This window comes from Roseovarius sp. MMSF_3298 (assembly GCF_030733705.1).
In the GTDB taxonomy this organism is placed as follows: Bacteria; Pseudomonadota; Alphaproteobacteria; order Rhodobacterales; family Rhodobacteraceae; genus Roseovarius; species Roseovarius confluentis.
The window spans coordinates 1-23900 of record NZ_JASHIN010000005.1; the positions used below are offsets into that span (position 1 = coordinate 1).

Sequence of the window (23900 nt, forward strand, 5' to 3'; positions counted from 1 at the left end):
GTGGCGGGGTGGTCGGTGGGAGCGGTCATGACCGGGCGCTATCACGGTGCCGGGATGTGCGCCAGAGCGAGGCGTGCACAGACAGGGGGCCGTTTTCGCACAGGCGCGTCAGTCGTCGGGGCGGCGGTCGATATTGGCTTGTGTGCCTTCCTCGTCCGAGGGGCGCGGCGGGCCGTGATGCAGCTTGCCCACCAGCCATTCTGTGTGTTCCTCGCGCTTGCGCATGGCGAAGGCGCCGATCTGCTGCACGGCGATGGCGAAGACGCCAAGGCCCACGAAGATGAAGACCGTTGTGCCGATCTTGCCCGCCGCAGTGGCCGGAACAAGGCTGCCGTAACCGACGGTGGACAGGGTGATGACGGTGAAGAAATAGCTGTCGAGCCAGCTCCAGCCTTCGACGTAGTGAAAGAAGACGGTGCCGCCGAGGATGATGGCGGGCAGGGTCGAGAGTAGCAAAAGAAGTCGCAATCCGCGCATGTCAGACCTCCATTCGGTGTCGCCCTCCCCAAAGGAACAGGGCCGCGGCGCGGATGGCAAGGGGGCAGGACGGTGTCGAGCGTCATGCCTCGGGCTGATTGCGCTCAGATGGCGGGGTCTTCATCGCTTTCGAGGTTCTCGACGATCTCGTCGATGACCTTGATCCAGAGGTCGGGAGATTGACAGCCCGGCACGGCATGCTTGCCCGCGACGATGAAGCAGGGCACGCCGGTCACGCCCATCTCGCGGAAGGCCTTGTCGCGGCCCGCGATGCCCTCGATATCGGCGTCGGAGGCCAGCAGTTTCTGAACCACCGCGGCGTCCATCTCGGCACTGTCGGCGATATCGCCCAGAACCTCGGGATCGCTGATATCGCGTCCGTCCTCGAAATAGGCGCGGAAGAGCGACATGGCGACGGCCATCTGGCGGCCTTCGATGCCCGCCCAGTGGATCAGGCGGTGAGCGTCCATTGTGTTGGGCGTGCGCGTGATCTTGTCGAAATTGATCGTCAGCCCCTCGGCCTCGGCCCGTTCGGCGATGGGGGCATAGGCCTGAACCGCGCCGTCCTTACCGCCGAACTTTGCTTCGAGGTACTCACGCCGGTCCATGCCCTCGGGCGGCATGTCGGGGTTGAGCTGGAACGGGTGCCATTCGATCTCGAACGGGTGGCCGGGGCGTTCGGCCAGCGCCTTGTCGAGGCAGGCCTTGCCGATATAGCACCACGGGCAGATCGGGTCGGAGACGATATCAAGCTTGACCATGCAGGTCCTTGTAGATCGGCCGCAGCGCGCGGCGCAGGAGTTTTCCGTTGGCGCCCGTGGGCAGCGCGTCGAGGTGGAAGAAGCCACGGGGGCGCTTGTAGGCGGCGAGGTTGTCGTTGACATAGGCCTTGAGCACGTCCTCGGCAACCGGAGCGGGCGCGGTGTAGAAGGCCATGATAAGGCGGGCGTCCTGTTTGACCTCGATCTCGGTCACGGCGGATTGGGTGATGTCGGGGTGAGCGTTCAGGACCGCCTCGACCTCCATGGGCGACACGCGGAAGCCGCCGGCGTTCATCATGTCGTCGGAGCGGCCGAGGTAGGTGATATCGCCCTTGGGCGACATGATGCCCTGGTCGCCGGTGAGGAACCAGTCGCCCTGGAAGCGGTCTGCGGTCTCGTCTGGTTCGCCCAAGTAGCCCAGCATGAGGCCGGGGTCGGAGCGGTGGATGGCGATGGTGCCTTCCTCACCCACGGGCACCGGGCCGTCTGGGTCGATCAGCGCCACGTTGCGACCCGGCTGGGGGCGGCCCAGCGTGCCGGGGGCAGCGGGGTGATCGGGGCAGCCCGAGATGAAGGTGGAGCATTCGGACATGCCGTAAGCCTCGAAGAGCGGCGTGCCGGTCGCCTCGCGCCAATGGGCGTCGATTGTGGCCGAGAGCTTTTCGCCCGCGGTCAGGCCGTGGCGGAGTTTCGGCAGGTCGAGCGTTTTGCCGGGAGCGACGAACTTGCGGAAGACGCCGGGGGCGGCGGCGAAGATGGTGGCATCGTGGCGTTTCATCAGCAGGGGCAGCTGGTCGGGCGTGACGGAGGTGGCCGGGATGAGGGCGGTGGCGCCTGCTGTCCACGGGTCCATCAGGCCGGTGCCGAGCGTGTAGGTCCAGTTGAAGGCACCGGCATGCATCAGGCGGTCGTCCTGGCGCAGGCCGTACCAGCCGTCGACCATCATCTGCCGCGCCCAGATGGCGCGGTGGGCGTGCATCACCGCGCGGGGCGTGCCGGAGGTGCCGGAGGTGTAGATGATATAGGCCAGCCGGTCGGGGTCGCCCATGTCGAAGTCTGCCGGGGCATTGTCGTGCATGGCGCGCAGGGCGTCGGTGTCGATGACGGGAATATCCGTGTCGGGGCAAGGGATGTCCGTGCCGCGCAGGATGGCTTTCGGTTCCGTGGTCTTGAGGATGCTGGCGACTTCGCGCTCGGTCAGTTGCGAGGAGGTGGGGATCGGCACGAGGCCCACGGCGATGGCGCCGAGATAGGTGATGGGGAAGTCGACGGTGTTGCCGAGGCGCATTAGCACGCGGTCGCCGGGTTGAAGGCCGTGCCCCAGGAGGCCCGCGCCGGTGCCGAGGACGGCGGATTTCAGACGCGCGAAGCTGTAGCGTTCGGAGCCCGAGAGCCCGAGGATGGCCAGCGCGACCTTGTCGGGCAAGTCGTCGGCATGGCGCAATACATGAGCGGCCAGGTTGAAGGGCGCGGGGCAGGGCGGAAAGGCGGTGGTGTCGGTCTCGGAGCGCATGGCGGGAGGATTATGGCTGCCACCGCCAAGTTGCAAGCCATGGCGGTGCTGCGTATAGCGTAGGACATGGAAGACAGATCGCCCGTGAGCCTGATCAGGTTGGCCCGCGAAAGCGGGGAAGAGGACGCGGCACAGCCGTTGAACCTGGCCGAACGGGTGCGCGATTTGCGCAAGTCGCGGGGCTGGACGCTGGAACAGGCCGCCAAGCAGGCGGGGCTGGCGCGGTCCACCCTGTCGAAGATCGAGAACGGGGTGATGTCGCCCACCTACGATGCCTTGAAAAAGCTGGCGGTGGGGCTGGAGATCTCCATCCCGCAGCTGTTCACGCCGCCTCAGCGCGAACAGGTCAGCGGCCGGATGGCGGTGACCAGGCAAGGGCAGGGCACGGCGCAGGCGACCACGACCTATGAGCATGAACTCTTGGGCGATGCGCTGTTGAAGAAGCGGATGCTGCCCTATCGCGCCCGGATCCGGGCACGGTCGGTCGAGGAGTTCGACGGCTGGGTGCGCCATGACGGCGAAGAGTTCATGTATGTCCTGACGGGGGTTGTCCGGCTCTACACCGAATTCTACGAGCCGATCGAGATGCGCCGGGGCGACAGCGCCTATTACGACGCCACCATGGGCCACAACGTGGTGTCGGTGAGCGACGAGGATGCGACGATCCTGTGGGTGACGTCGCTGGCGTGATGGCGATGGTGCGCGTGGGGGGACGCGTGGGCTTTCGCCCACCCTACGAGGCCGTTACTCGCGCTTTTGTGATCTCAGCGCGGACGCATTTGCCCGTGGCCAAATGACCCGTGGCCTGTTCCTCGGGACCGGCTGCCCTAGTTCGCCCAATTAACCCGGTGAAATGGCCCGTGCGTGCGCGCGGTGTCCGATATCGGCGCGTTACCGTTCGGAGGGAGATGAATTGGGTAAGGTTTTCAGGGTCGTAATCGGCCTTTGCGTTGTGGCCATCTGCGCCGCTGCGGGGATCTGGGGTACGCAGCAGATCCTGTCGCAAGGCGGATCGGGTGAGGCCGCCTCGGCGCCGCCCGCAGTTCGCGTGGAAGTGACCCGGCCCGAGACGCGGCAGATAGAAGACCGGGTGAGCGGGGTCGGCACACTGATCCCGGTGCGTTCGGTCGAGCTGGTACCGACATCCGCCGGGCGCGTTACAGGTGTGCCAGTGTCATCGGGTGAAGAGGTGACCGAAGGTGAGGTCATCGTGCAGTTGGACGAACGTGCGGCCCGCGCGGCGCTGGCCGAGGCCGAGGCCACATATGCCGAGGCCGAGGACGCATTTCGCCGCGTTGAGGAACTGACCGACAACAACGCCGCTGCCGAGGCGCGGCTGGAAGAGGCGCGGGCGGCCTATCGTCGGGCGGAGGCGGCGCTTATGATGACCCGGGCCGACCTCGAAGACCGGACGCTGTTAGCGCCGTTCGACGGGGTGCTGGGCCTGATTGATATCGAAACGGGGACGTTTCTGAGCGAAGGCATGGCCGTCACGCGGCTGGCGGATATCAGCACGATGGAACTGACCGTGTCGCTGCCCGAGCGGTATTTCGACCGGATCAGGGTTGGGCAGGCCGTGAACGTGACGACGCCAGCCTATCCGGATGCGGAATTCGACGGAGAGGTGACTGTGCGGGCGCCGGAGGTCAACCTGGAGACCCGCAGTTTCAACATCCGTGCCGAGATCGACAATGCCGACGGGCGACTGGTGGGCGGCATGTTCGCTGATGCCGAGATCGTTCTGGACACCTATGAAGGGCTGGCGATTGCCGACGATGCGATCATCAGCGAGGGACTGGCGAGCTATGTCTACACAGTGGCTGACGATGCTGCCGTGCGCACCGAAATCGAGCCGGGGCAGTCGCTGGGTGCGATGACCGAAGTGCGCGACGGGCTGGCGTTGGGGGACCGCGTGGTCGTCGCGGGATGGGACAACCTGTCGGACGGGGCCTCGGTCGAGGTGGCCGAAGAGGTGGACGAGAGTGGCGACGCCGCATCCCAGGGCGATGCAGGGGCCAACACGCAATGACGCTGCCCGATCTGTGCATCAAGCGGCCCGTGCTGGCGACCGTCCTGTCGATCCTGATCATCGTGGTGGGCATTGCCGGGCTGACCCGAATGCCGGTGCGGGAATTGCCGGACACGACGACGGCCGAGGTGACGGTGAGTGTACCCTATATCGGGGCCGGTCCCGGTGTGGTGGACAGCGAATTGGCGACGGTTGTCGAAGGCGCGTTGTCGACGGTGTCGGGCATCGACAGCATGAACACCGAATCCGAGTTGGGCGGTCTGCGCACGGTCATCACGTTCCGGCAGGGGCGCGATATCGACCAGGCGGCTGCGGATGTGCGCGCGGCGGTCGAGGGCGTGGCGGGCGATCTGCCGGAAGAGGCCGAGGAGCCGGAGGTGGAAAAGAATGACAGCCAGGGCGACCCGATCCTGTGGATGACCCTGACGTCCGAGACCCTGTCCGCCTCGGAACTGACGGATTACGCAGACCGGTTCATCACGGACCGGCTGGAGACGCTGAGTGGCGTGGCGGCGGTGCAGATCTACGGCGACCGGGCCTATGCGATGCGCGTCTGGCTGGACCCGCAGGCGATGGCGGCGCGGGGCGTGACCGCGAACGAGATTGCCGACGCGTTGCGGGCCAACAACCTGGAACTGCCGGCGGGCACCATCGAGAACGAGGCTCGGACGTATCTGTTGCGCACCGAGACGCGGCTGTCGAGCGTCGAGGAATTCGAGAACCTGATCGTGCGGTCGGACGAGAATGGCCGGGTGCTGCTGGGGGACGTGACGCGGATCGAGCTGGGGGTCGAAAGTGACGACAGCGAATTTCGCGCCAATGGCGAGACGGCACTGGGTTTGGGCGTGCTGCGGCAATCCTCGGCCAACACGCTGTCGATTTCGGCCGCGGTTGGCGAGGAAGTGGAGCGGATCGCGGCTGACCTGCCCGGTGGGACGGCTTTGCAGATCACCTCGGACGACGCGGATTTCATCTCGAATTCGATCCGGCAGGTTTTGACTACGCTGGCCATCGCCGTGGGCATCGTGGTGGCGGTGATCTACGTCTTTTTGACCTCGATCCGGACGACGGTGATCCCGGCGGTGACCATCCCTATCGCGCTGCTGGGGGCCTGTGCGGGGATCGCGCTGGCCGGGTTTTCGATCAATATCCTGACGTTGTTCGCGCTGATTCTGGCCATCGGGCTGGTGGTGGACGACGCCATCGTGGTGCTGGAAAATATCGAGCGCAAGGTCGAGGAAGGCGAGGACCCCAGGCAAGCGGCGCGCACCGGGGCGAACCAGGTGTTCTTTGCCGTGGTGTCGACCTCGGCGGTGCTGATTTCGGTCTTCGTGCCGCTGTCGTTGCTGGAAGGGGAGCTTGGCAAGCTGTTCCGGGAATTCGGCGTCACGCTGGCCATCGCGGTGGCGCTGTCGACCTTCGTGGCGCTGACGCTGTGCCCGGTGATCGCCAGCAAACTCTTGAAGAAGGGCATGAACGACACGTGGTTCGCGCGCGGTGTGAAGCGGGTCACAAAGAGCACCTCGGAGGGCTATCGCAACCTGCTGACGCGCGCGATCGGTGCGCCCTTGGTGGTGCTGGCGATTGCGGCGGGCCTGACAGGAATGTCGTGGACGCTGTACCAGCAATTGCCGTCGCAGCTGACTCCGGCATCGGACCGGGGTATTTTCTTCGTGTCGATCCAGGCGCCGCCGGGATCTGCCCTGCCACTGACCGACAATGCGGTGAGCCAGGTCGAGGACCTGATCGCGCCTTACCGCGAACAAGGCGTGGTGGAGGACACCATCGCCATCGTCGGCCAATACGGCGAGTCGGGCCGCGCCTTCGTGGTGGCGGTGATGTCGCCTTGGGCCGAGCGCGAGATGGGTCCGCGCGATGTTCTGGCCGAACTGCGGCCTGAATTCGGCAAGATCACCCGCGCCAGCGTGCGAGCCTTCGCGCCATCGGGCCTTGATGCCGGGAGCGGCTCGGGGCTGGAGGTGATCGTGACGGGGCCGAGTTTTGAGGATGCCGCCGAGTTTTCGCGGCAGATGGAAGAGGCGATGCGCGCCAGCCCCGACCTGACCGGGGTGCGGCGGGATTACGAGATCAACACGCCGGGGTTCGATATCAGTGTGAACCGGGCGATGGCGCGGCAGATCGGGGTCGAGGCGCGGGATATCTCGGACGCGGTGCGTACCTTCTTTGCCTCGGCGGAGGTGACGGAGTTCATCTCGCGCGACCGGCAGTACCCGGTGATCCTGCAGGCGCCGGACGCGCGGCGGACCAACACCGCCGATCTGACGGGCGTGAACGTGCGGACCGAGACCGGTGAACTGGTGCCGCTGGACGGGCTGGTGACGCTGGAGCGGCGCGCGTCGGTGCGGGCTTACAACCGGTACAACCGACAGCCCTCGGTCGAGATCAGCGCGTCGCTGGCGGAGGGCGTGGACCTCGGCTCGGCCATCGCGACGGTCGAAGAGATTGCCGAGGACATGCCCTCGGCCATGCAGATCAGTTATTCGGGGCAGGCGGAGAGCTATCAGGAGACCTCGGGGGGCATCGCGCTGACATTCGCACTGGCGCTCTTGATCGTGTTCCTGGTGCTGGCGGCGCAGTTCGAGAGCTTCATCCAGCCGGTGGTGATCCTGTTGTCGGTGCCGCTGGCCGTGGCGGGGGCGTTGCTGACGCTGTTCGCGCTGGGCGAAGCGATCAACATCTACACGCAGGTGGGTATGGTGATGCTGATCGGGCTGATGGCCAAGAACGGCATCCTGATCGTGGAGTTTGCCAACCAGTTGCGCGAGGAAGGCCGCAACGTGCGTGAAGCGGTGATCGAGGCGTCGGCGGTTCGGTTGCGACCGATCCTGATGACGGTGATGTCGACAGTGTTGGGGGCCGTGCCGCTGGTGCTGTCCACCGGTGCCGGGGCGGCCAGCCGGTTTTCCATCGGCATCGTGATCATCGGCGGGTTCATGTCGGCCTCGGTGCTGACACTGTTCCTGACGCCTGTGCTGTACGATCTGCTGCAAAAGGACCGCGACGAGGCCGATGCGCCCGAGGGAGCGGGCGCCCAGCCGGCGGAATAGCGGCGCGATTCGACCTGTCAGAGGCGGGTTGCGCCACACCGGGATTTCGGTCCAACTGTTGGGTGCGTCACTCGGTAGGTGGCGCGTTCGGCTGGTGTTTCGATGATCGTACCATTCCTGCTATTGTTCCTGTCCATCGGCGGCATTCTCCTGTCGGCGATGGTGCCCGGGTGGAGCGATGTGATCCTGCTGGCCGGACCGTGCGCGGTTGCCAGCGCTCTATTGCTGCTCGTAGGGGCGCTGCGGCGGCGCACGGAACGGCGCAAGCGTTGGGTCGTGCTGGATGGCTCGAACGTCATGCACTGGAAAGACAGGTCGCCGGATCTGGATACGGTCCGCGAAGTGGTCGATCACCTGTCATCCGAAGGTTTCACGCCGGGCGTCGTGTTCGATGCCAACGTGGGCTACAAGGTGGGTGACAGATTCCTGGGCGACAGGGAGCTTGCGGGCCTGATGGGGTTGCCGCAGAAGCGCATCATGGTCGTGCCGAAAGGGCAGCCGGCGGATCCGACGATTTTGACGGCGGCGCGGGATATGAACGCGCGGATTGTCACGAATGATCGGTTTCGCGACTGGAACGAGGACTTTCCCGAAACGCGGGAGCCTGGCCGACTGATACGGGGCGGGTACAGGCGCGGCAAGCTGTGGCTGGATTTGGGCGACGGCGCCGGTTGAACGCGCCCCGATCAGCCGGCCGATTTGGCAATACGGTGATAGATATGGGTGAAGGTCGCCGCGCCCAGGATCGGGATCACGAGGTTCAGCAAAGGGATCGACAGGGGCAGGGCCATGAGCGTGCCGGCCATCCAGATCGTGCCGCGATGTTCCTTGCGCAGCACCTTGGCGTTGGCGCGGCCGACGCGGCGCATGGCGGCCAGCTGGAAATACTCCATACCCAGCAAATAGCCGTTCACGCCCCAGAAGATGAACGGTGTGGCCGGCGGAAAGAGCGCGTAAAGGATGAAGGCCAGCAGGTTGGCCGCGATGATGACGCCCAGGAAGTTCACGCTGTCCTTCAGGCCGTCGAAGAAGGGCACTGGCGGGACTGCTGGCAGGTTGGGATAGTGCCGGTCCTCGACCGCCTGTGCGACCGTGTCGAGGAAGAGCGAGGTGATGGCCGAGGCGACGGGCACCATCAGGAAGACCGACAGGATGAGCATGAGGAAGAAGCCGGACCAGCCGAGCAGGTCGTCGATCCAGTTCACCTCGCCGATAAGAGGTAGCGTTGTGCTGTCGCCGGTGGCCCACTGGATGAACATCAGGAAGGCGGCGGTAACGGCGACGAGCAGCAGAAACGAGAGCGCCACGCCCAGCCAGAAAACCTTGCGAAAACGCGGATCGCCCAGCTGACCGAGCGCCTTGAAGAAGGCTGTGAAGATCATTCGATGACCCAGGTGGTGATACTGTCGATATCCGGGCGCGGGCGTTCGGGCGGGGCCGATGTTTCGGTGCCGAGAAAGATCAGGCCGGCGATGCTTTCGTTGTCGGCAAGCCCGAGGCCCTGGCTGATGAACTCCCGGTCATGGGTGGCCCAGCCCGTGAGCCAGTTGGCGCCCCAGCCCGAGGCCAGCGCGGCGTTCAAAAGCGCGAGGCAGACCGCGCCGGCGGAATAGGTCTGTTCGATTGCGGGGATCTTGTCGGACGGTTTGCGCACCTCGACCACGGCGACGGCAAGCTGGCCGTCCTCGTATTGCTTGGCGGCCTTGGCGATATCCTCTTCCGACTTGCCCAGGACGGCGCCGCGGTCGCGGACAAGCGTGGCAAGGCGTGGCATGGCGGCACGATCCAATACGATGAAGCGCCACGGTTCCAGCTTGCCATGATCGGGCGAGCGGGCGGCGGCTGTCAGGATCGGGCGAAGCTCTTGCGCCGTGGGCGCCGGGCCTGTCAGCGTCTTCGCCGGGCGCGAGCGGCGGGTGAGAAGGAAGTCCATCGCGGCGGAATTGGGAGCGGGCATGGTGGGCTTTCGTTGCGTCTTGGATGTTGTGGCATATGTCGGGCGGCGCGGTGCGGGCGTCAACCCTTTTGCCGCGAACGGTCAGGCCCCGAGAATGATGCGATTATTTCTTACCGCGCGACAGGCTATAAACCCCCTCGGGCAGGTTGAGGGCGGCGCCCAAATCCTGCAACTGGGTCATCGACAACGTCACCTTCTGTACCCGGTCGGTGCGCGAGTCGAGCTGTTCGATGGTCACGCATTCCTCGAAGGCGTTAATGGTGACGTCCTCCTGCAAGGGCGTGCTGCCCTCGTCGATCAGGGTGACAACGGTGGCGTCGAATTCGTGTTCTATCGAAAACATGCCGCCAGCCTAGCGTGTGCGGCGCAAAGCGCAATCGGCTTTGCACCGCGCGTGTGCGTGAGGGGGACTGGCCCTCGGCGCAAACCCTGCTAGAACTATGGCAAAGGGAGCAATTGCAGGTGAGACAGATGCGGTGGAAGGTTCTGATTTGTGCGGTTTTCCTGGCGGGTTGCGAGGTCACGACGACGGGCGGCGACGCGCCGCAGCCCCGGCCGACGGGCCAGCAGCAACAATCGGTCAAGGCGCCCTCGGGAACGCAGCTGTCGCGGTTCCGGCAGGTCGTGGCCCGGGTCGAGCCGGTGGCCGAGCGTGAATGCCGGGCGCGCGGCGGCAACGTGAACTGCGATTTCAACGTGGTGCTGGATGATCGCCCGGGCCGCCCGCCCAACGCGTTTCAGACGCTGGACCGCAACGGTCGGCCGATTCTGGCGTTTACCGCATCGCTGATCGCAGATGTGCGCAACGAGGACGAACTGGCCTTCATCTTCGCGCATGAGGCGTCGCACCATATCCGGCGGCACATACCGCGCCAACAGCAGAGTGCCGCGGCGGGGGCCATCCTGCTGGGCGGGTTGGCGACGCTGGCCGGGGCCGGGACGGGCGCCGTGGATGCGGCGACGAACGTGGGCGCCTCGGTGGGCGCGCGCAGCTATTCCAAGGAATTCGAGCTTGAGGCCGACGCGCTGGGGACCATCATCGCCAAGAAATCGGGCTATAACCCGCTCCGGGGCGCGGAATATTTCACGCGCATCCCGGACCCGGGCAATCGGTTCCTGGGCTCGCACCCGCCCAACGCGCAGCGAATCGACACGGTGCGCCGTGTGAATTCACAACTCTGACGGGGTGACATGCTGCAACTGACCGGCGTGATTTCCGACCGGGGGTCGAAATACGCCGTGTCGGGTGGCGCGGCGCGGGACCGCGCGGCTGTGGACGCCTTCCTGAAAGAGCTGAAACGGGACAAGAAATTCGCCAAGGCGACCCATAACACCTGGGCGATGCTGGATTCCGACGGCAAGGCGCTGAAATCCGATGACGGCGAGGCCGGGGCAGGCATGGTGATCGTACGGATGCTGGAACGGGCCGACCTGCGCGAACACGTGATCGTGGTCACGCGCTGGTTTGGCGGCAAGCATCTGGGCGGCGACAGGTTTCGGCACGTGCAGGACTGCGTGACGACCTACATGGAGGCGCTGGAGCGCGCTTGATGCAGATCAAGGCGCGCCCGCTGATTGCGCGACAAGCTTTGCCGTGGAAGTGCCCCCCCTTGACCCGGCAATGAAGCCGTAAGGGTCGATGGCACTCACGCGACAGGAGAGCGCAATGCCGCAGACGAAAACGATCAAACGTCATACTGATCTTGTTGACCGTATGGCCAGTACGCTTGGCCTGGACCTGGAGGAAGAGGTTTATGCGGGGCAACTGGATCCTGAAACGCTGTGCGACGCGGTTCTGCGATGCACGGGCTGTGCGGATCCCGATGGCTGCGAAGCCTGGATGTCGGCACAGGCCAGCCCGGTGGACGCGACCCCGATCATGTGCCGCAACGGCGAGGTTTTTGCCGCATTGAAGGCGGGACTGCGGATCTGAGCCGTCGCGCTTGTGGCGCTACTCTAGAGTGGTGCTATGCTGGTTGCCATAGCGCCCGAGATGCCGAGAAAGCAGCAGGCGGTGGCTATTAGCACGCAGGCATGCCAGATCGCGTTGCTGAATTTCAGCGTGTCCCAGCAGTAGAATACCACCGCGCCGGAATAGATGATGCCGCCTGCGAAGATCAGTGTCAGGCTGTTGGCCGGAAGCGACGGCCAGAGCGGGACGATGATAATCAGGCCCAGCCAGCCCAACAGGACCTGAGGCAACCAGTGCGTGCTCATTTTTCCGCGTTCGGCCAGGAGTTTGCGCACTGCGCCCGAGAGTGCGAGGAACCACACCACCGTCAGCACGGTATAGGCGAAAGGTGTGTTCAGCAGCACGGCAAGCGGCGTGATCGTGCCCGCGATCTTGACGTAGATGGCGGCGTGGTCGATCCGGCGCAGAAGCGGACGGAAGGGCGTATGCGCGGCGAGGTGATAGGCGGCCGAGGCGCTGAGCATCAGGATCATGGCAACGCCGTAGACGACGGCCGCCGTCATCGTCCCCACCGTCTGCTGACCCGCGTTGGCGGCGATCAGGAACGCGACCGCAACAAGTGCACTGCCAACCCCGAGCACGTGCACGGCGCCATCGGCGATCCGCTCTGCGCGTGTGTAACTGGGGTAGGACATGTCGCGGTCCTCCGGCCTGTGGGTGTCCCGTGGTTCCGTGTCGATCATGACACTGAGATGTCTCTATTATGTTTCAGTTTTAGGGGGTTTCGTTCAAAATTTATGTGACAAGACCGTAACCAAAATGGAAACAAGGACCCGGTTGGGCCCTTGTTTGTCGTCTTTACAAGGGGTTAGCGGGTTTGGAGGCGCTCGAGATACACCACGGTGGCTGCCGCGACGATGCCGTAGATCACGTGCCCCACCAGCGCCACCCAGGTGATTCCGGTGAAATTCAGGAAAAACGGCAGGCCGGCGATGCTGGTGATGCCGCCGATGGCGAACACCCAAAGGCCGACGCCGTAAATGGCCGAGGCCGGAAGCCAGTGAAGGCCGGGCAGAACACGCTTCAGCGCCGGACGCGCGATGAAGAGCCAGCCGATGGGATAGGCCAGCAGGCCGACGAAAAAGAGGTGCATCAGGTGGCCGTAAGGCGCGGCATTAGGCAGACCCAACGAGCCGAGCAGGCTGCGGGCAAGGCCCACGGGGGCGAGATTGGCCAAGCCGAGGATCGGCGAAAGCGCTTGGCCGAAAAGGTCGAAGGCGACGGTGCCGGCGGCACCGGACAGCAGGATGAGCAACGCCGTGTCGACGGAAACGGCGGGAAGTGCACGGGGGGTGTCGGTGGTCAGGGAGGTCATGGATCGGGGTCCTTGTCAGGCTGAGGTTGCGTCGGTGCGGCCAAGCTGCGGCGGCACAAGATGACAATCAACTGACAGGCCCGTGAGCACACGGAGTGGTGTAAATACTTGTGAATGTTGAAATATTTCAGAATTTCACGAGGGCGTCAGGCGACCCGTGAAACCTGTAACACTAGAGGCGTCGCCCCCAGAGGTCATATTCCCCGGCCTCGTCCACCTCGACCGTGACGATCTCGCCCACGTTCAGGCCCTCGGTATTCTCATCGATGAAGAGACAGCCGTCGATTTCCGGCGCGTCGGCCTTGGTGCGGCAGGTGGCAATGCCGTCCTCGTCGATATCATCGACGATCACCTCTTGCACGGACCCAACCTTGGCGGCCAGTTTATCCACAGAAATCGCCTGCGCCTTTTCCATGAAGCGATCCCAGCGGTCCTGCTTGACCTCTTCGGGCACATGGTCGGGTAGATCGTTGGATCGCGCACCCTCGACATTCTCGTACTTGAAGCAGCCGACGCGGTCGAGCTGTGCCTCGTCCAGCCAGTCGAGCAGGGTTTGGAATTCGGCCTCGGTTTCGCCGGGATAACCGACGATGAAGGTCGAGCGCAGCGTCAGGTCGGGGCAGATCGCGCGCCAGGCGGCGATTTCATCGAGGGTTTTCGCCCCGGCGGCGGGACGGGCCATGCGTTTCAGAACGTCCGGGTGGGCGTGCTGGAACGGAATGTCGAGATAGGGCAGCACGCCGTTGTCCGGGTTTGCCATGAGCGGGATGAGATCGCGCACATGGGGGTAGGGATAGACGTAATGCAGCCGGACCCACGCGCCGAGCTCTCCGAGTGCCTTGGACAGATCGACGATATGGCTGCGCAGATCGCCATCCTTCCACGGGTTCACGTCATACTTGCGGTCCAGTCCGTAAGCGCTTGTGTCCTGGGAGATAACCAGAAGCTCGCGCACGCCATTCTCGACCAGCTTTTCGGCCTCGCGCAGAATGGCGTGACCGGGGCGCGAGGCAAGACGCCCGCGCATGTCCGGGATGATGCAGAACTTGCACTTGTGGTTACAGCCCTCTGAAATCTTGAGGTAACTGTAGTGGCGGGGTGTCAGCTTGACGCCGGCCTCGGGCAGAAGGTCGATGAAAGGGTCGGGAGCAGGAGGCACGGCGGTGTGCACTGCGTCGAGCACCTGTTCATATTGGTGCGGGCCGGTCACGGCCAGAACGCGGGGGTGGGCGCCGGTGATGTACTCGGGCTCGGCACCGAGGCAGCCCGTGACGATGACACGGCCATTCTCGGTAAGCGCCTCGCCGATGGCGTCCAGGCTTTCGGCCTTGGCGCTGTCGAGAAAGCCGCAGGTGTTCACGATCACCGCGTCGGCCCCGGAGTAGTCGGGTGAGATACCGTAGCCCTCGGCCCGCAGGCGCGTCAGTATGCGCTCGCTGTCCACCAGCGCCTTGGGACAGCCCAGCGACACCATGCCGATCACCGGCTGGCCCTTGCGGGGACTTTCGGTGACGCGGGCCTTCGCAAGATCGGGGCGCAGATCGGGTGGGTTGGTGCTCATTCGGCGCGATATAGTCCCCAAAGGCCACCCGATAAAGCGGAAAAGCTGTTGTTGGGCGCAAGGCCTGCGCCTAGTCTGAAAAGAAAACGGTGGAGAGCGGTATGCGGTGGCTCATTCGCATTTTCATGATCGTACTGGTGTCGGCGACGCTGGTCGTAGCGGCAGTGTTTTTCCTGCCCGGAGAGCGCGTCGCGGGCATCGCGGCGGACCAGTTGAGCCGCATGACGGGCCGCCAGGTGACGATGAGCGGCGAGACGACCATCAGCTTCTGGCCCATCCTAGGCGTCAGCACCGGCGCGGTCACGGTCGCCAATGCGGATTGGGCCGGGGAGGCGCCGATGTTCCGGGCCGACAGCCTGAAGATCGGGGTGGAGCCGCAAGCGCTGTTCGGAGGGGATATTCGGATTACCGGGCTGGAGGCCGTGGGCCCGCAGATCAACCTGCGCCGAGCCAAGGATGGGCGCGTCAACTGGGAACTGAACGTGGAGGGCGTGGCACCGTCCGGCCAGGGGCAGGGCGGTGCAGAAGGCGGGGCACCGGCGCGGTCGAACCGCCTGTCGCTGACGCTGGACCGGGCGCTGATCGAGAATGCCTCGCTGGTTTTTGTCGACGAGGTGGACGGCACCACCGTGCGCCAGTCTGGCGTGGATTTCGATTTGCGCTGGCCGGATTACGAAGGGGCCGCGGATTTCGACCTGACTTTGAGGCCCGGCGGCGAGGTGGTGGAGATATCCGGCACGCTGGAGCGCGTGGGGCATTTCATCGACGGCGGCGTGTCGGACTTACAGGCGCGAATTTCGACCAAGGCGGGCACGGCCAGCTTTGCCGGGCGCGGGGGATCGGCGCCGGAGGCGGCGGGAAAGCTGACTGCGGATCTGAAGAACACATCGGACTTCATGGCGTTGATCGGGCAGGGGCCGATGGACATCCCCGATGGGCTGGGCCGTGTTGCAACGCTGGAGACGGACCTGATCTTCAAGGACGACCGGCTGTCGCTACGCAACACGGTACTGGGGCTGGACGGTAACCGGTTTACCGGAGCGGCGGACGTGGATCTGGGCGAGGACCAACCGCGCCTTAACGTGCAGCTTAATGCAGGTGCTCTGGACCTGACTGGATTGAGCGCCGACGACGCCGGGGGCGAAGACGGCAATGGCAACACAGGCAGCGGCAACAGTGGTGGCGCGGCAAGTGGCGGATGGTCAAAAGCACCGATCAACGCGTCCGGGCTGGCGGCGGTGAATGGAGAGTTCGCGCTGGTCGCAGACAGCATCGACCTCGGTGATTTCAAGCTGGGCAAGGTGCGGACGCTTGCCACGCTCGATCGCTCGCGGCTGGTTTTTGGCCTGCGCGAGGTGCGCGCCTATGACGGGCTGATCACCGGGCAGTTCGTGATGAACAATCGCTCGGGTCTGTCGGTGGGCGGCGACATGATCGCCACGGGAGTCAACCTGAAGACATTTCTGGACGACGCGATGGATATCTCGCGCTTCGAGGCGAAGGCCGATGGTGAGGTGGATTTCCTCGGCGTCGGCGAAAGCGTGCACGCGATCATGAATTCGCTGAGCGGCGGCGGCGCGTTCAAGACCGGGCGCGGCGTGATCTCGGGCTTCGACCTCGACCGGCTGATGCGGTCGGGCAGCGGCACCGGGGGCACCACGGTGTTCGACACGCTTCATGCGACGTTCACGATGGATGAGGGCAACCTATTCAACGACGACCTGACGCTGAAACTGCCGCAGGCGAGTGCGGCGGGCGAAGGTCGCGTGGGGCTGGGCGCACGGGATATCGACTATCTGTTCACGCCACGACTGCTGGATGGCGGCAGCCGCGACGGGCTGGCCATTCCGGTGAAGATCCGGGGGCCGTGGGCCAACCCGAAGATCACGCCGGACCTGGAAGCGGCGATTGACCTGAACTTCGAGGAAGAGAAGAAGGAACTGGAGCGTCAGGCCCGCGACGAGATCGAACGCGAGGTCGAAAAGCAGCTTGGGATCGAGCGGCAGGAGGGCCAGTCGCTGGAGGATGCGGCGAAGGACGCGCTGGAAGACGAGCTGGAACGCGGCCTGCTGAAGCTGTTCGATTGACGATGCGGGAGCCGCAGCCTAGGAGCGGGTCATGACACTCAATTCCGTGACCGAAGACTTCATCGCTCACCTGCGCGGCGTGCTGCCCGAGGCGGCATTCCGCGAGGTGATGCCGTCCTACCTGGAAGAGCCGCGCGGGCGTTGGCAGGGGCAGGCGGGCGTACTGGTCGCCCCCGGCAGTACCGAGGAGGTCGCGGCCGTGGTGCGGGCCTGTGTGGACGCTGGTGTGCCGGTGGTGCCTTATGGCGGCGGCACGGGGCTCGTCGGTGGACAATTGTCGCCCGAGGGGCCTGCGCCGGTCCTGCTCAGCCTGGAGCGGATGCGCGCGGTGCGAGGGGTCTGGCCCGAGGAAAACGTGATGGTGGTCGAGGCGGGCGCCATCCTTCAGGATATCCATGCCGAGGCGGACGCGGTGGACCGGTTGTTTCCCTTGTCGCTGGCCGCCAAGGGAAGCGCGCGGATCGGCGGAAACCTGGCGACCAATGCGGGCGGTGTGAACGTGCTGCGCTATGGCAACGCGCGGGATCTTTGCCTGGGGCTGGAGGCGGTGCTGCCGGACGGGACGGTCTGGCACGGGCTGAAGCGGCTGAGGAAGGACAACACCGGCTATGACCTGCGCAACCTGCTGATCGGGTCCGAGGGTACGCTGGGCGTGATCACCGCCGCGGCGCTGAAGCTGTTCCCCAAGCCCGCCGGAGAAGGCACGGCGCTGATGGTGGTGGACAGCCCCGAGGCGGCGCTGCGCCTGTTGTCGATGGCGCGCGATCACATGGGCGAAGGGGTGTCGGCGTTCGAGTTGATGCACAGGGCAGGCTTGGATTTCCTGGCAGAGACCATGCCGGACATGCGTTTGCCCTTCGCCGAGCCGCCCGAGTGGTTCGTCCTGATCGATATCGGGCTGGCCAAGGGTCTTGATCCGGCAGAGGCGCTTGAGACACTTTTTGTCGAGGCGGCGGAGGCCGGACTGGTGAGCGACGGCATGATTGCCCAGTCCGAGGCGCAACGGCAGGAGTTCTGGGAGGTGCGGGAGACGATCCCGGAGGCGAACCGGCGCATCGGAGCGATCAGCAGCCATGACATTTCCTTGCCGCTGAGCGCGGTGCGGGGTTTTATTCAGAAATGCAACGCGAACCTGAAGAAGTTGGGACCGTTCCGGATCAACTGCTTCGGGCATCTGGGCGACGGAAACCTGCATTACAACGTTTTTCCGCCCAAGGGCGAGACGCGCGAGGCCTACACGGACCAGCGCGACGCCATCAAGCGGCTGGTGCATGATCTGGTGCACGAGATGGACGGTTCGGTGTCCGCCGAGCACGGGATCGGGCGGCTGAAGGTCAATGACCTGGAGCGCTATGGCGATCCGGCCAAGCTGGCGGCGATGCGGGCGATCAAGGCAGCGCTGGACCCCGGAGGCATCATGAATCCCGGCGCGATTCTAAAGGCTTCATCGGATCGACAGTGAGTATTTTTGGAACAGTGAAAGCCGGGCGGGCGCTTCTGCTTCACTGTTCTTCAAATACTCAAACGCCGCGGTTCGACAGGCGCTGCCGCGAGGGTCAGTGCGTCACGATGCAATTCTTCCCCGAGGAGGATGCAAGGACGACGAGATATCCTGCGCGCCGCAAGCGCTCTGCCAGGTCACTCGTCGAGGCTGCCGTGAATGGCGAACTGCTCGAGCCCGGCATCCTGCGCGGCGATGGCGCGGTAGGTTTCGCGTACGCCGGCCTCGGTGAGTTCACGCGCGACCGTCAGGAGCGTGTTGGGGTCGTGCTCGTCGCACATCTCGATCATCTGGGCGATCTCGTCAGCCGCCACCGGGCGCGCGGCGTCGATGTCGGGCGCGCCGTAGACCGAGACGAAATGCTGCGCCAGCGCGTCGGTCACGGCGGCGCGTTCGGGCTCTTCGATCTGCGTGACGGCCACGAAGGTCACGCGTCCGAAGGTTTCCAGCCCCAGCCAGCCGTTCGAGAACGCCTGGCGTTGCTTGCCGCTGAGGTCAGCCTCGGACCAGTTGGAAAACTCGAACCCGCCGGAGATGCACCATTCGCCGGTGCGGGCGGGCGAGGGATAGACGCGCGTGTCGCTCTCGTCGAAGTGGATGGCGCGGGCGAGTTTCATGTCTCAGTCTCCAGCACGGTGCTGAGCGGGATCAGGCGGGTCTCGCCCCCGGTCCGCAGCAGCATTCCGAAATTTTCGTCGACGCCCATGAAGGTTCCGGTCTGGCCGTCGATGGCGATGTCTTCGCCGATGCCGTGCGCGAGGCCGCGCCATTCGGCATGCAGGGTGCGGGGGCCGTCGTCTTCCCAGCGGGTGATCCAGACCAGCGTGTGGCGCGCCCAGCCTTCCAGCAACGCCACCGGATCCACGTCGGCGCAGCCTTCCTCATAGAGCGCGGTGCGGTCGGGGGCGTCGCCCGGCACGGCATCGGTCAGCATCAATGGCAATTCCAGCCCCACCACCAGCCAGCCGGGCATGGCGGCGGGATCGGTCGTGCCGGCCATGACGCGCAGGCGGCCGCAAGCGGCGCCGTTCACGCGTAGACCGCCCGCCCATTCCAGGTGGACGGCCACTTCGGGCGGTGCAATTGCGCCGAGCGCGTTCTGAAAACCGACGCCGCACGTGGGTAGCATGGCCATGGCCTGTTCCAGCGGCACCTCGGGTGCCATGATCAGCGCCGCGGCCAGCCGGTTGGCGCCGACGTTATGAACGATGGTCCCGGCATCGCAGCCAAGGGCCGCCATGGCGCAGGCTTTCTCGAACGGGTCGATACCTGCGTCCACGCCATGCCCCTGCATCAGCGGCGGGAAGGCCGGGTCTCGCGTCATGCCACGCCCTGTGCCACCAGCGCCCGCGCGATATCACGGAAGGCCTGCGACTGCGGTGCGTCGGGCTTGGACACCACGATGGGTGCGCCGCCATCAGAGGCCATGCGGATGTCGATATGCAAGGGCACCTCGGCCAGCAGGGGCACGCCCATTTTCTGCGCCTCGGCAGCGACGCCGCCATGGCCAAAGACGTGTTCCTCGTGGCCGCAGTTGGAGCAGATATGTGTCGACATGTTTTCGATCATGCCGAGGGTCGGCACCTTAAGCTGGTTGAACATGTCGATCCCTTTGCGCGCGTCCAGCAGGGCGACGTCCTGAGGGGTGGAAACGATGATCGCGCCGTCCACTTGTGCCTTTTGCGCCAGCGTCATCTGCACGTCGCCGGTGCCGGGCGGCAGGTCGACGATCAGCACGTCAAGCGCGCCCCATTGCACCTGCATCAGCATTTGTTGCAGGGCACCCATGAGCATCGGCCCGCGCCAGACCACGGCCTGATCTTCGTTCGTCATGAGGCCCAGCGACATCATGGTGACGCCATGATTGCGCATCGGCAGGATCGTCTTGCCATCGGGCGAGGCGGGCCGTCCGGAAACGCCCAGCATCCGGGGCTGCGAAGGGCCATAGACATCGGCATCCAGCAGGCCGACGCGGCGGCCCTCGGCGGCCAGCGCACAAGCGAGGTTGGCCGAAACGGTCGACTTGCCCACGCCGCCCTTGCCGGAAGCGATGGCGATGATGTGGTCGACGCCGGGGACGCGCTGCGGGCCTTGCGGCTCGGCAGGTTTGCTTTTCGTCTGGAGGTCCGGCGGCGCCTTGGCGGAGTGTGCGGTCAGCACGGCGGACACGTCCGTCACGCCCTCCACGCCGCGCACGGCCTCCTGCGCCTCGGCCAGCACAGGCTCGTAGGCCTTTGACTTCGCGGGGTCGATCTCGAGCACGAAGCGGACGGTGCCGTCCTCGACATTAAGGCCGCGGGTCACGCCCGCCGACACGATGTCGTCGCCCGAAACCGGGTCGTTCACGTTCTTCAGCGCGGCGAGCACGCTTTCCCTTGTTGCCGTCACGTTCACCCGCCCTTGATCGTGCCGGTGACCACGTGTTCGACATCGAGACCGTCCACGGTCAGCACGACCTTGGCCTCGAACGTCTTGCCCTCGGTGCCGTCGGCGTTGCGCATGGCGTCCTCGATCGCCTGCTGCGAGGTTACGCCGACCTGCTTGAGGAACTTGCGCATGGACATGTTGAAATCGTCGCTCATTTTACTCTCCTTTTTTCAAGAGTGTTGACGCGTGGCCCGCGTGCTTCCTAGGCTTGGGCCATGCGCGGGCAAATGTTAACCCTTATTGGCGTGATTGTGGTGGTCTGTCTCGGGATGTCCACCACTGAAGGGCGCACGGCGGAGAATTTTCGCCTTGGTGCGCCGCCACCGCTGACCGAAAGCGGGTTGCTGGATTACGTGTTGCCGCGGTTTTCGCTGAAGACAGGAATAAGGGTCGAGGTCGTTGACCTCAATGAGGGCGGCGATATCCTGCTGGCGCCAGATGCCGAGGGGCCGAGGGTGTTCGACGGGCCGCAAGCGAAGTGGCGGATGCAGATCAATACGCCCAGCCACGACGGTGCGGTCGCATTTGCAGACTGGCTGACCTCCGAGATCGGCCAACGGACGGTGACCAGCTATGAGGTCGATGCCACGGCGCCGTTCGGTCTGCCGAAAGCGGACAGGCAGGAGGTGGCCGAGGTCAGTTTCGACGGGGATGCGGGTCTTGGGCACGACCTGTCGGTGGCACATTGCGCCCGGTGCCACGCGGTGAGCGAGGCAACGCGGATGAATGCCATGGCCTCGACCCCCAGTTTCGCCGTGCTGCGGGCGATGGCGGACTGGGATCGGCGCTTCCAGACATTTTATATCCTGAACCCGCACCCGGCCTTTACCCAGGTCGAGGACGTGACCGAGCCGTTTCCGATCAACCGTCCGTCGCCGATCGCCCCCTTGGAGATCACCATAGACGATTTGCAGGCCATCCTGGCCTACGTGTCCGGTGTAGAGCCGGCCGACCTTGGGGCACCGATCGAGCATCAGTGATCCCGGCGTTTCGAGAAGTAGTCGTCGGTGGTGCGGACCTGCGGGCGTTCGCCGCCCGCGAAGGGGTTGTCTTTTGAGTGAAACTGCGCCTTTACCCGGCAGTCGTCGCACATCTGGATCAGCCGCGCCGCCGACTCGTTGCCGAACATGGAGTGTTTGCCAGCCAGTTTCTCGGTGATCCGGTCGATGGTGGATTTCACGCCGAAGGGCACGCCGCATTCGATGCATTGGGCCGGTTCTTCCTCGTTCAGCACGACCTGGCCCATGGCTTCGTCCGCGAGGTTCAGGCGCGGCTCGTAGCCGATGGCGTCCTCGGGGCAGATGTTAGCGCAAAGGCCGCATTGCAGGCAGGCGTCCTCCTGGAAACGCAGCTCGGGCTTGTCGGGGTTTTCGACGAGCGCCCCGGAGGGACAGAGCGAGACGCAGGAAAGGCAGAGCGTGCAAGCGTCGGTGTCGACCAGAACGGCGCCGTAAGGGGCGTCGTCGGGCAGGGGCAGAACCGTGTCGTCGCCATGCAGCGCCTTGGCGGCAAGGCGCGTGACCTGACGGCGGCTGCCCATCGGAAGGACGGGTTCGGTCACCGGAGCCGGGCGGGCCGAGTCGGTATAAAGCGAGTCGCAAAGCGCATCGGGCTCGGCCACGTCGAGCAGGGCAATGCGGTTATCGCCCGCGATGGCTCGGGCCAGGGGGATTTCCCGGTCGAGCGCGTCGCGTTCCGTGGTGGGCGACAGCAGGATCGTCACGTCTGTGAACCCAGAGGCGAGGGCCGCCAGCATCTCGGCATGGCCGAAGCCCGAGAGCGCGGGCACTTCCAGCGGGATGACGTCGGCGGGCAGGCCGCGGGAATAGCGGGCGGCGAGGCTGATCATCTGCTGGCCGTGGCTGTCGTCGCAGACCAGCAGGCGCGGGGCGGTGCCGCCGGCCTTGCGGAAGGTCGCGGCGAGGGTCTGGATGCGCCGGAAGAGCGTGGCGGGCGCGGGCGCATCGTAGGAAATGGCGCCGGAGGGGCAAAGCGCCGAGCAGGCGCCGCAGCCCGCGCAGACCATCGGATCGACGGTGACATGCTCGCCCGCGGGGGAAATCGCGCCGGTGGGGCAGACGTCGAGGCAGTTGGTGCACCCGACCTGCTGGGCGCGGGAATGGGCGCAAAGCAGTGGTTCGACCGCCACGTAGAGCGGTTTCTCGAAGGTGCCGATCAGCTGGCTGGCCTCGAGAATGGCGTCGGCCAGGGCCGAAATGCTGCCGGGATCGGGGCGCAGGTAGCCTTCGCGTTTTTGCGGTGCGGGAAAGAGGGGTGTACCGCCGGTCAGGTCGAGGATCACGTCGCATTCCGTGTGCGCGCCGTCCCGTGGGGCGGTCCATGTCAGGGCGCCACGGCCGGACGGGTCCACCTGTTGCAGCGCGTCGATCTGGACAGAGAAGCCGCCCAAAGCGCCTGTGGCGCGTTTCAGCTTGCCGCGAATGACGTCGTATTCCGTTGGGTCGGGGGCATCGGCGTCATCTGTCATAAGAACGGTGACGCCGAGAATATCCTTGAGTTTGTCGGCGGCGGCCAGGGCCGTGTCCGCGGGGCCTATGATCAGACACAAGCCCTCGGACATGACGTCGACGGATTTGCCCGAAGGCACGTCCAGCGTCGCCTCGGCCAGGAGGGCGGCCATTTTGGGTAGTTTGCTGGCGGGGTCATCGGACCACCCGGCCCGGTCGCGCAGGTCGGTGACCGGCGGCTCGGGCGTGTCCATCTCGGCGGCCAGTTCGGCGAAGAGGCGCTGTTCCTGGCGACAGCAGAGGATGGCGTCACCCGAGGCGATGGCCTGTGCGGTGGCGTCGGTCTGGGTGGTGCAGAGGCCGGAATGAACCGCGCTACAGGTGAGGCCGGTGGCGGCTTCGAGCGCGTCCTTGTCAAGCTCTTGCGAGCCTGCACAATTGCACAGAATCAGTTGCTTAGTCATGATTTGCCCCGGCTTTCACTGGCGGGCCGCGCCGTAGTTCGGCGCGACGAGCTGATGGATTGCAATGCAGTTCTCTCCTCATGAACCTGCACGGGCCTTAGGCCCCCTTTTCCGACAAGCATGGTCAGGAATTGGGGGCGGTTGGCCTGCGATTCTTCTGCCCTTCGCGACGCTGTTGCAAGCAGGAAACCTGAGCATTTTTCTCGTCCGGTCATTCTGTCCGTCACCCTTCCGAATTCGGTCTATGGCTACCCAAATTGTCCAGATTTGCGTTTCGTCCACAATTGCATGCTTTTTTTC

The 23900-nt window shown here is 65.1% G+C and carries 24 protein-coding genes; 10 read left to right on the forward strand and 14 right to left on the reverse strand.

Translation table 11 applies throughout. The annotated features are described in order from the left end of the window. Positions 1–108: 108 nt before the first annotated feature. The 3 genes from RBB18_RS06300 to RBB18_RS06310 all read right to left on the reverse strand — a co-directional run bounded on the left by RBB18_RS06300 (position 109) and on the right by RBB18_RS06310 (position 2751). Complete coding sequence (locus RBB18_RS06300; RefSeq protein ID WP_103762185.1) at positions 109–477, reverse strand: potassium channel family protein; 369 nt, start codon at positions 475–477, stop codon at positions 109–111. Positions 478–581: 104 nt separating this feature from the next. After that, positions 582–1238 (reverse strand): DsbA family oxidoreductase, encoded by a 657-nt coding sequence (locus RBB18_RS06305; protein WP_103762186.1) that lies wholly within the window; start codon positions 1236–1238, stop codon positions 582–584. Next, positions 1225–2751 (reverse strand): class I adenylate-forming enzyme family protein, encoded by a 1527-nt coding sequence (locus RBB18_RS06310; RefSeq protein ID WP_306111853.1) that lies wholly within the window; start codon positions 2749–2751, stop codon positions 1225–1227. The genes RBB18_RS06305 and RBB18_RS06310 overlap by 14 nt, the downstream gene beginning before the upstream one ends. A gap of 66 nt (positions 2752–2817) precedes the next feature. Between RBB18_RS06310 and RBB18_RS06315 the strand changes: the two genes are divergently transcribed. The 4 genes from RBB18_RS06315 to RBB18_RS06330 all read left to right on the forward strand — a co-directional run bounded on the left by RBB18_RS06315 (position 2818) and on the right by RBB18_RS06330 (position 8523). Further along, on the forward strand, positions 2818–3441 hold the full coding sequence (locus tag RBB18_RS06315) for a helix-turn-helix domain-containing protein (protein ID WP_103762188.1): 624 nt from the start codon (positions 2818–2820) through the stop codon (positions 3439–3441). Between the two features lie 223 nt (positions 3442–3664). After that, complete coding sequence (locus RBB18_RS06320; RefSeq protein WP_306111854.1) at positions 3665–4780, forward strand: efflux RND transporter periplasmic adaptor subunit; 1116 nt, start codon at positions 3665–3667, stop codon at positions 4778–4780. After that, entirely contained in the window at positions 4777–7848 is a 3072-nt protein-coding gene (locus RBB18_RS06325; RefSeq protein ID WP_306111855.1) for an efflux RND transporter permease subunit, read from the forward strand. Before RBB18_RS06320 ends, RBB18_RS06325 begins: the two co-directional genes overlap by 4 nt. Before the next feature lie 102 nt (positions 7849–7950). Next, positions 7951–8523 (forward strand): hypothetical protein, encoded by a 573-nt coding sequence (locus tag RBB18_RS06330; protein WP_306111856.1) that lies wholly within the window; start codon positions 7951–7953, stop codon positions 8521–8523. 11 nt (positions 8524–8534) lie between these two features. On the opposite strand, the gene RBB18_RS06335 is transcribed toward RBB18_RS06330, so the two are convergent. The 3 genes from RBB18_RS06335 to RBB18_RS06345 all read right to left on the reverse strand — a co-directional run bounded on the left by RBB18_RS06335 (position 8535) and on the right by RBB18_RS06345 (position 10148). Further along, positions 8535–9230, reverse strand: a complete 696-nt coding sequence (locus RBB18_RS06335; RefSeq protein WP_103762192.1) for an EI24 domain-containing protein — start codon at positions 9228–9230, stop codon at positions 8535–8537. After that, positions 9227–9805 (reverse strand): nitroreductase family protein, encoded by a 579-nt coding sequence (locus RBB18_RS06340; RefSeq protein WP_306111857.1) that lies wholly within the window; start codon positions 9803–9805, stop codon positions 9227–9229. The genes RBB18_RS06335 and RBB18_RS06340 overlap by 4 nt, the downstream gene beginning before the upstream one ends. Positions 9806–9908: 103 nt before the next feature. Continuing rightward, positions 9909–10148: a hypothetical protein gene (locus tag RBB18_RS06345; RefSeq protein WP_306111858.1), complete on the reverse strand. Its 240-nt coding sequence runs from the start codon at positions 10146–10148 to the stop codon at positions 9909–9911. Positions 10149–10276: 128 nt separating this feature from the next. Between RBB18_RS06345 and RBB18_RS06350 the strand changes: the two genes are divergently transcribed. The 3 genes from RBB18_RS06350 to RBB18_RS06360 all read left to right on the forward strand — a co-directional run bounded on the left by RBB18_RS06350 (position 10277) and on the right by RBB18_RS06360 (position 11738). Continuing rightward, complete coding sequence (locus RBB18_RS06350) at positions 10277–10987, forward strand: M48 family metalloprotease (RefSeq protein WP_103762195.1); 711 nt, start codon at positions 10277–10279, stop codon at positions 10985–10987. Between the two features lie 9 nt (positions 10988–10996). Then, on the forward strand, positions 10997–11356 hold the full coding sequence (locus tag RBB18_RS06355; protein ID WP_306111859.1) for a YigZ family protein: 360 nt from the start codon (positions 10997–10999) through the stop codon (positions 11354–11356). Between the two features lie 115 nt (positions 11357–11471). After that, on the forward strand, positions 11472–11738 hold the full coding sequence (locus tag RBB18_RS06360; protein ID WP_245890418.1) for a DUF6455 family protein: 267 nt from the start codon (positions 11472–11474) through the stop codon (positions 11736–11738). A gap of 23 nt (positions 11739–11761) precedes the next feature. Here the strand turns inward: RBB18_RS06360 and RBB18_RS06365 are convergent, their stop codons facing one another. The 3 genes from RBB18_RS06365 to rimO all read right to left on the reverse strand — a co-directional run bounded on the left by RBB18_RS06365 (position 11762) and on the right by rimO (position 14653). Then, complete coding sequence (locus tag RBB18_RS06365) at positions 11762–12460, reverse strand: hemolysin III family protein (RefSeq protein ID WP_103762198.1); 699 nt, start codon at positions 12458–12460, stop codon at positions 11762–11764. Between the two features lie 125 nt (positions 12461–12585). After that, positions 12586–13092, reverse strand: coding sequence for a hypothetical protein (locus RBB18_RS06370; protein ID WP_103762199.1), 507 nt, complete (start codon positions 13090–13092; stop codon positions 12586–12588). Positions 13093–13264: 172 nt separating this feature from the next. Further along, entirely contained in the window at positions 13265–14653 is a 1389-nt protein-coding gene (gene rimO, locus RBB18_RS06375) for a 30S ribosomal protein S12 methylthiotransferase RimO (RefSeq protein ID WP_103762200.1), read from the reverse strand. A gap of 101 nt (positions 14654–14754) precedes the next feature. On the opposite strand from rimO, the gene RBB18_RS06380 reads away from it, so the two are divergent. Together RBB18_RS06380 and RBB18_RS06385 are read left to right on the forward strand one after the other, a co-directional pair. Beyond that, a complete protein-coding gene (locus RBB18_RS06380) occupies positions 14755–16740 on the forward strand; it encodes an AsmA family protein (protein ID WP_103762201.1) in 1986 nt (661 codons plus the stop codon). Positions 16741–16771: 31 nt separating this feature from the next. Then, a complete protein-coding gene (locus tag RBB18_RS06385) occupies positions 16772–18202 on the forward strand; it encodes an FAD-binding oxidoreductase (protein ID WP_274592563.1) in 1431 nt (476 codons plus the stop codon). Between the two features lie 176 nt (positions 18203–18378). Here RBB18_RS06385 and RBB18_RS06390 read toward each other — a convergent pair whose 3' ends face one another. From RBB18_RS06390 to RBB18_RS06405, 4 genes are read right to left on the reverse strand one after another with little or no spacing between them, the layout of a single operon-like run. Next, on the reverse strand, positions 18379–18858 hold the full coding sequence (locus RBB18_RS06390; protein ID WP_103762203.1) for a DUF6505 family protein: 480 nt from the start codon (positions 18856–18858) through the stop codon (positions 18379–18381). Next, positions 18855–19565, reverse strand: coding sequence for a biotin/lipoate--protein ligase family protein (locus tag RBB18_RS06395; RefSeq protein ID WP_103762204.1), 711 nt, complete (start codon positions 19563–19565; stop codon positions 18855–18857). The genes RBB18_RS06390 and RBB18_RS06395 overlap by 4 nt, the downstream gene beginning before the upstream one ends. Then, entirely contained in the window at positions 19562–20629 is a 1068-nt protein-coding gene (gene apbC, locus RBB18_RS06400; RefSeq protein WP_103762497.1) for an iron-sulfur cluster carrier protein ApbC, read from the reverse strand. Before apbC ends, RBB18_RS06395 begins: the two co-directional genes overlap by 4 nt. A gap of 2 nt (positions 20630–20631) precedes the next feature. Further along, positions 20632–20823, reverse strand: a complete 192-nt coding sequence (locus tag RBB18_RS06405; RefSeq protein ID WP_103762205.1) for a DUF6494 family protein — start codon at positions 20821–20823, stop codon at positions 20632–20634. 72 nt (positions 20824–20895) lie between these two features. Between RBB18_RS06405 and RBB18_RS06410 the strand changes: the two genes are divergently transcribed. After that, positions 20896–21648, forward strand: a complete 753-nt coding sequence (locus tag RBB18_RS06410; protein WP_274592561.1) for a hypothetical protein — start codon at positions 20896–20898, stop codon at positions 21646–21648. Here RBB18_RS06410 and RBB18_RS06415 read toward each other — a convergent pair. Next, on the reverse strand, positions 21642–23600 hold the full coding sequence (locus RBB18_RS06415) for a 4Fe-4S binding protein (RefSeq protein WP_306111860.1): 1959 nt from the start codon (positions 23598–23600) through the stop codon (positions 21642–21644). The genes RBB18_RS06410 and RBB18_RS06415 overlap by 7 nt on opposite strands. Positions 23601–23900: the final 300 nt, after the last annotated feature.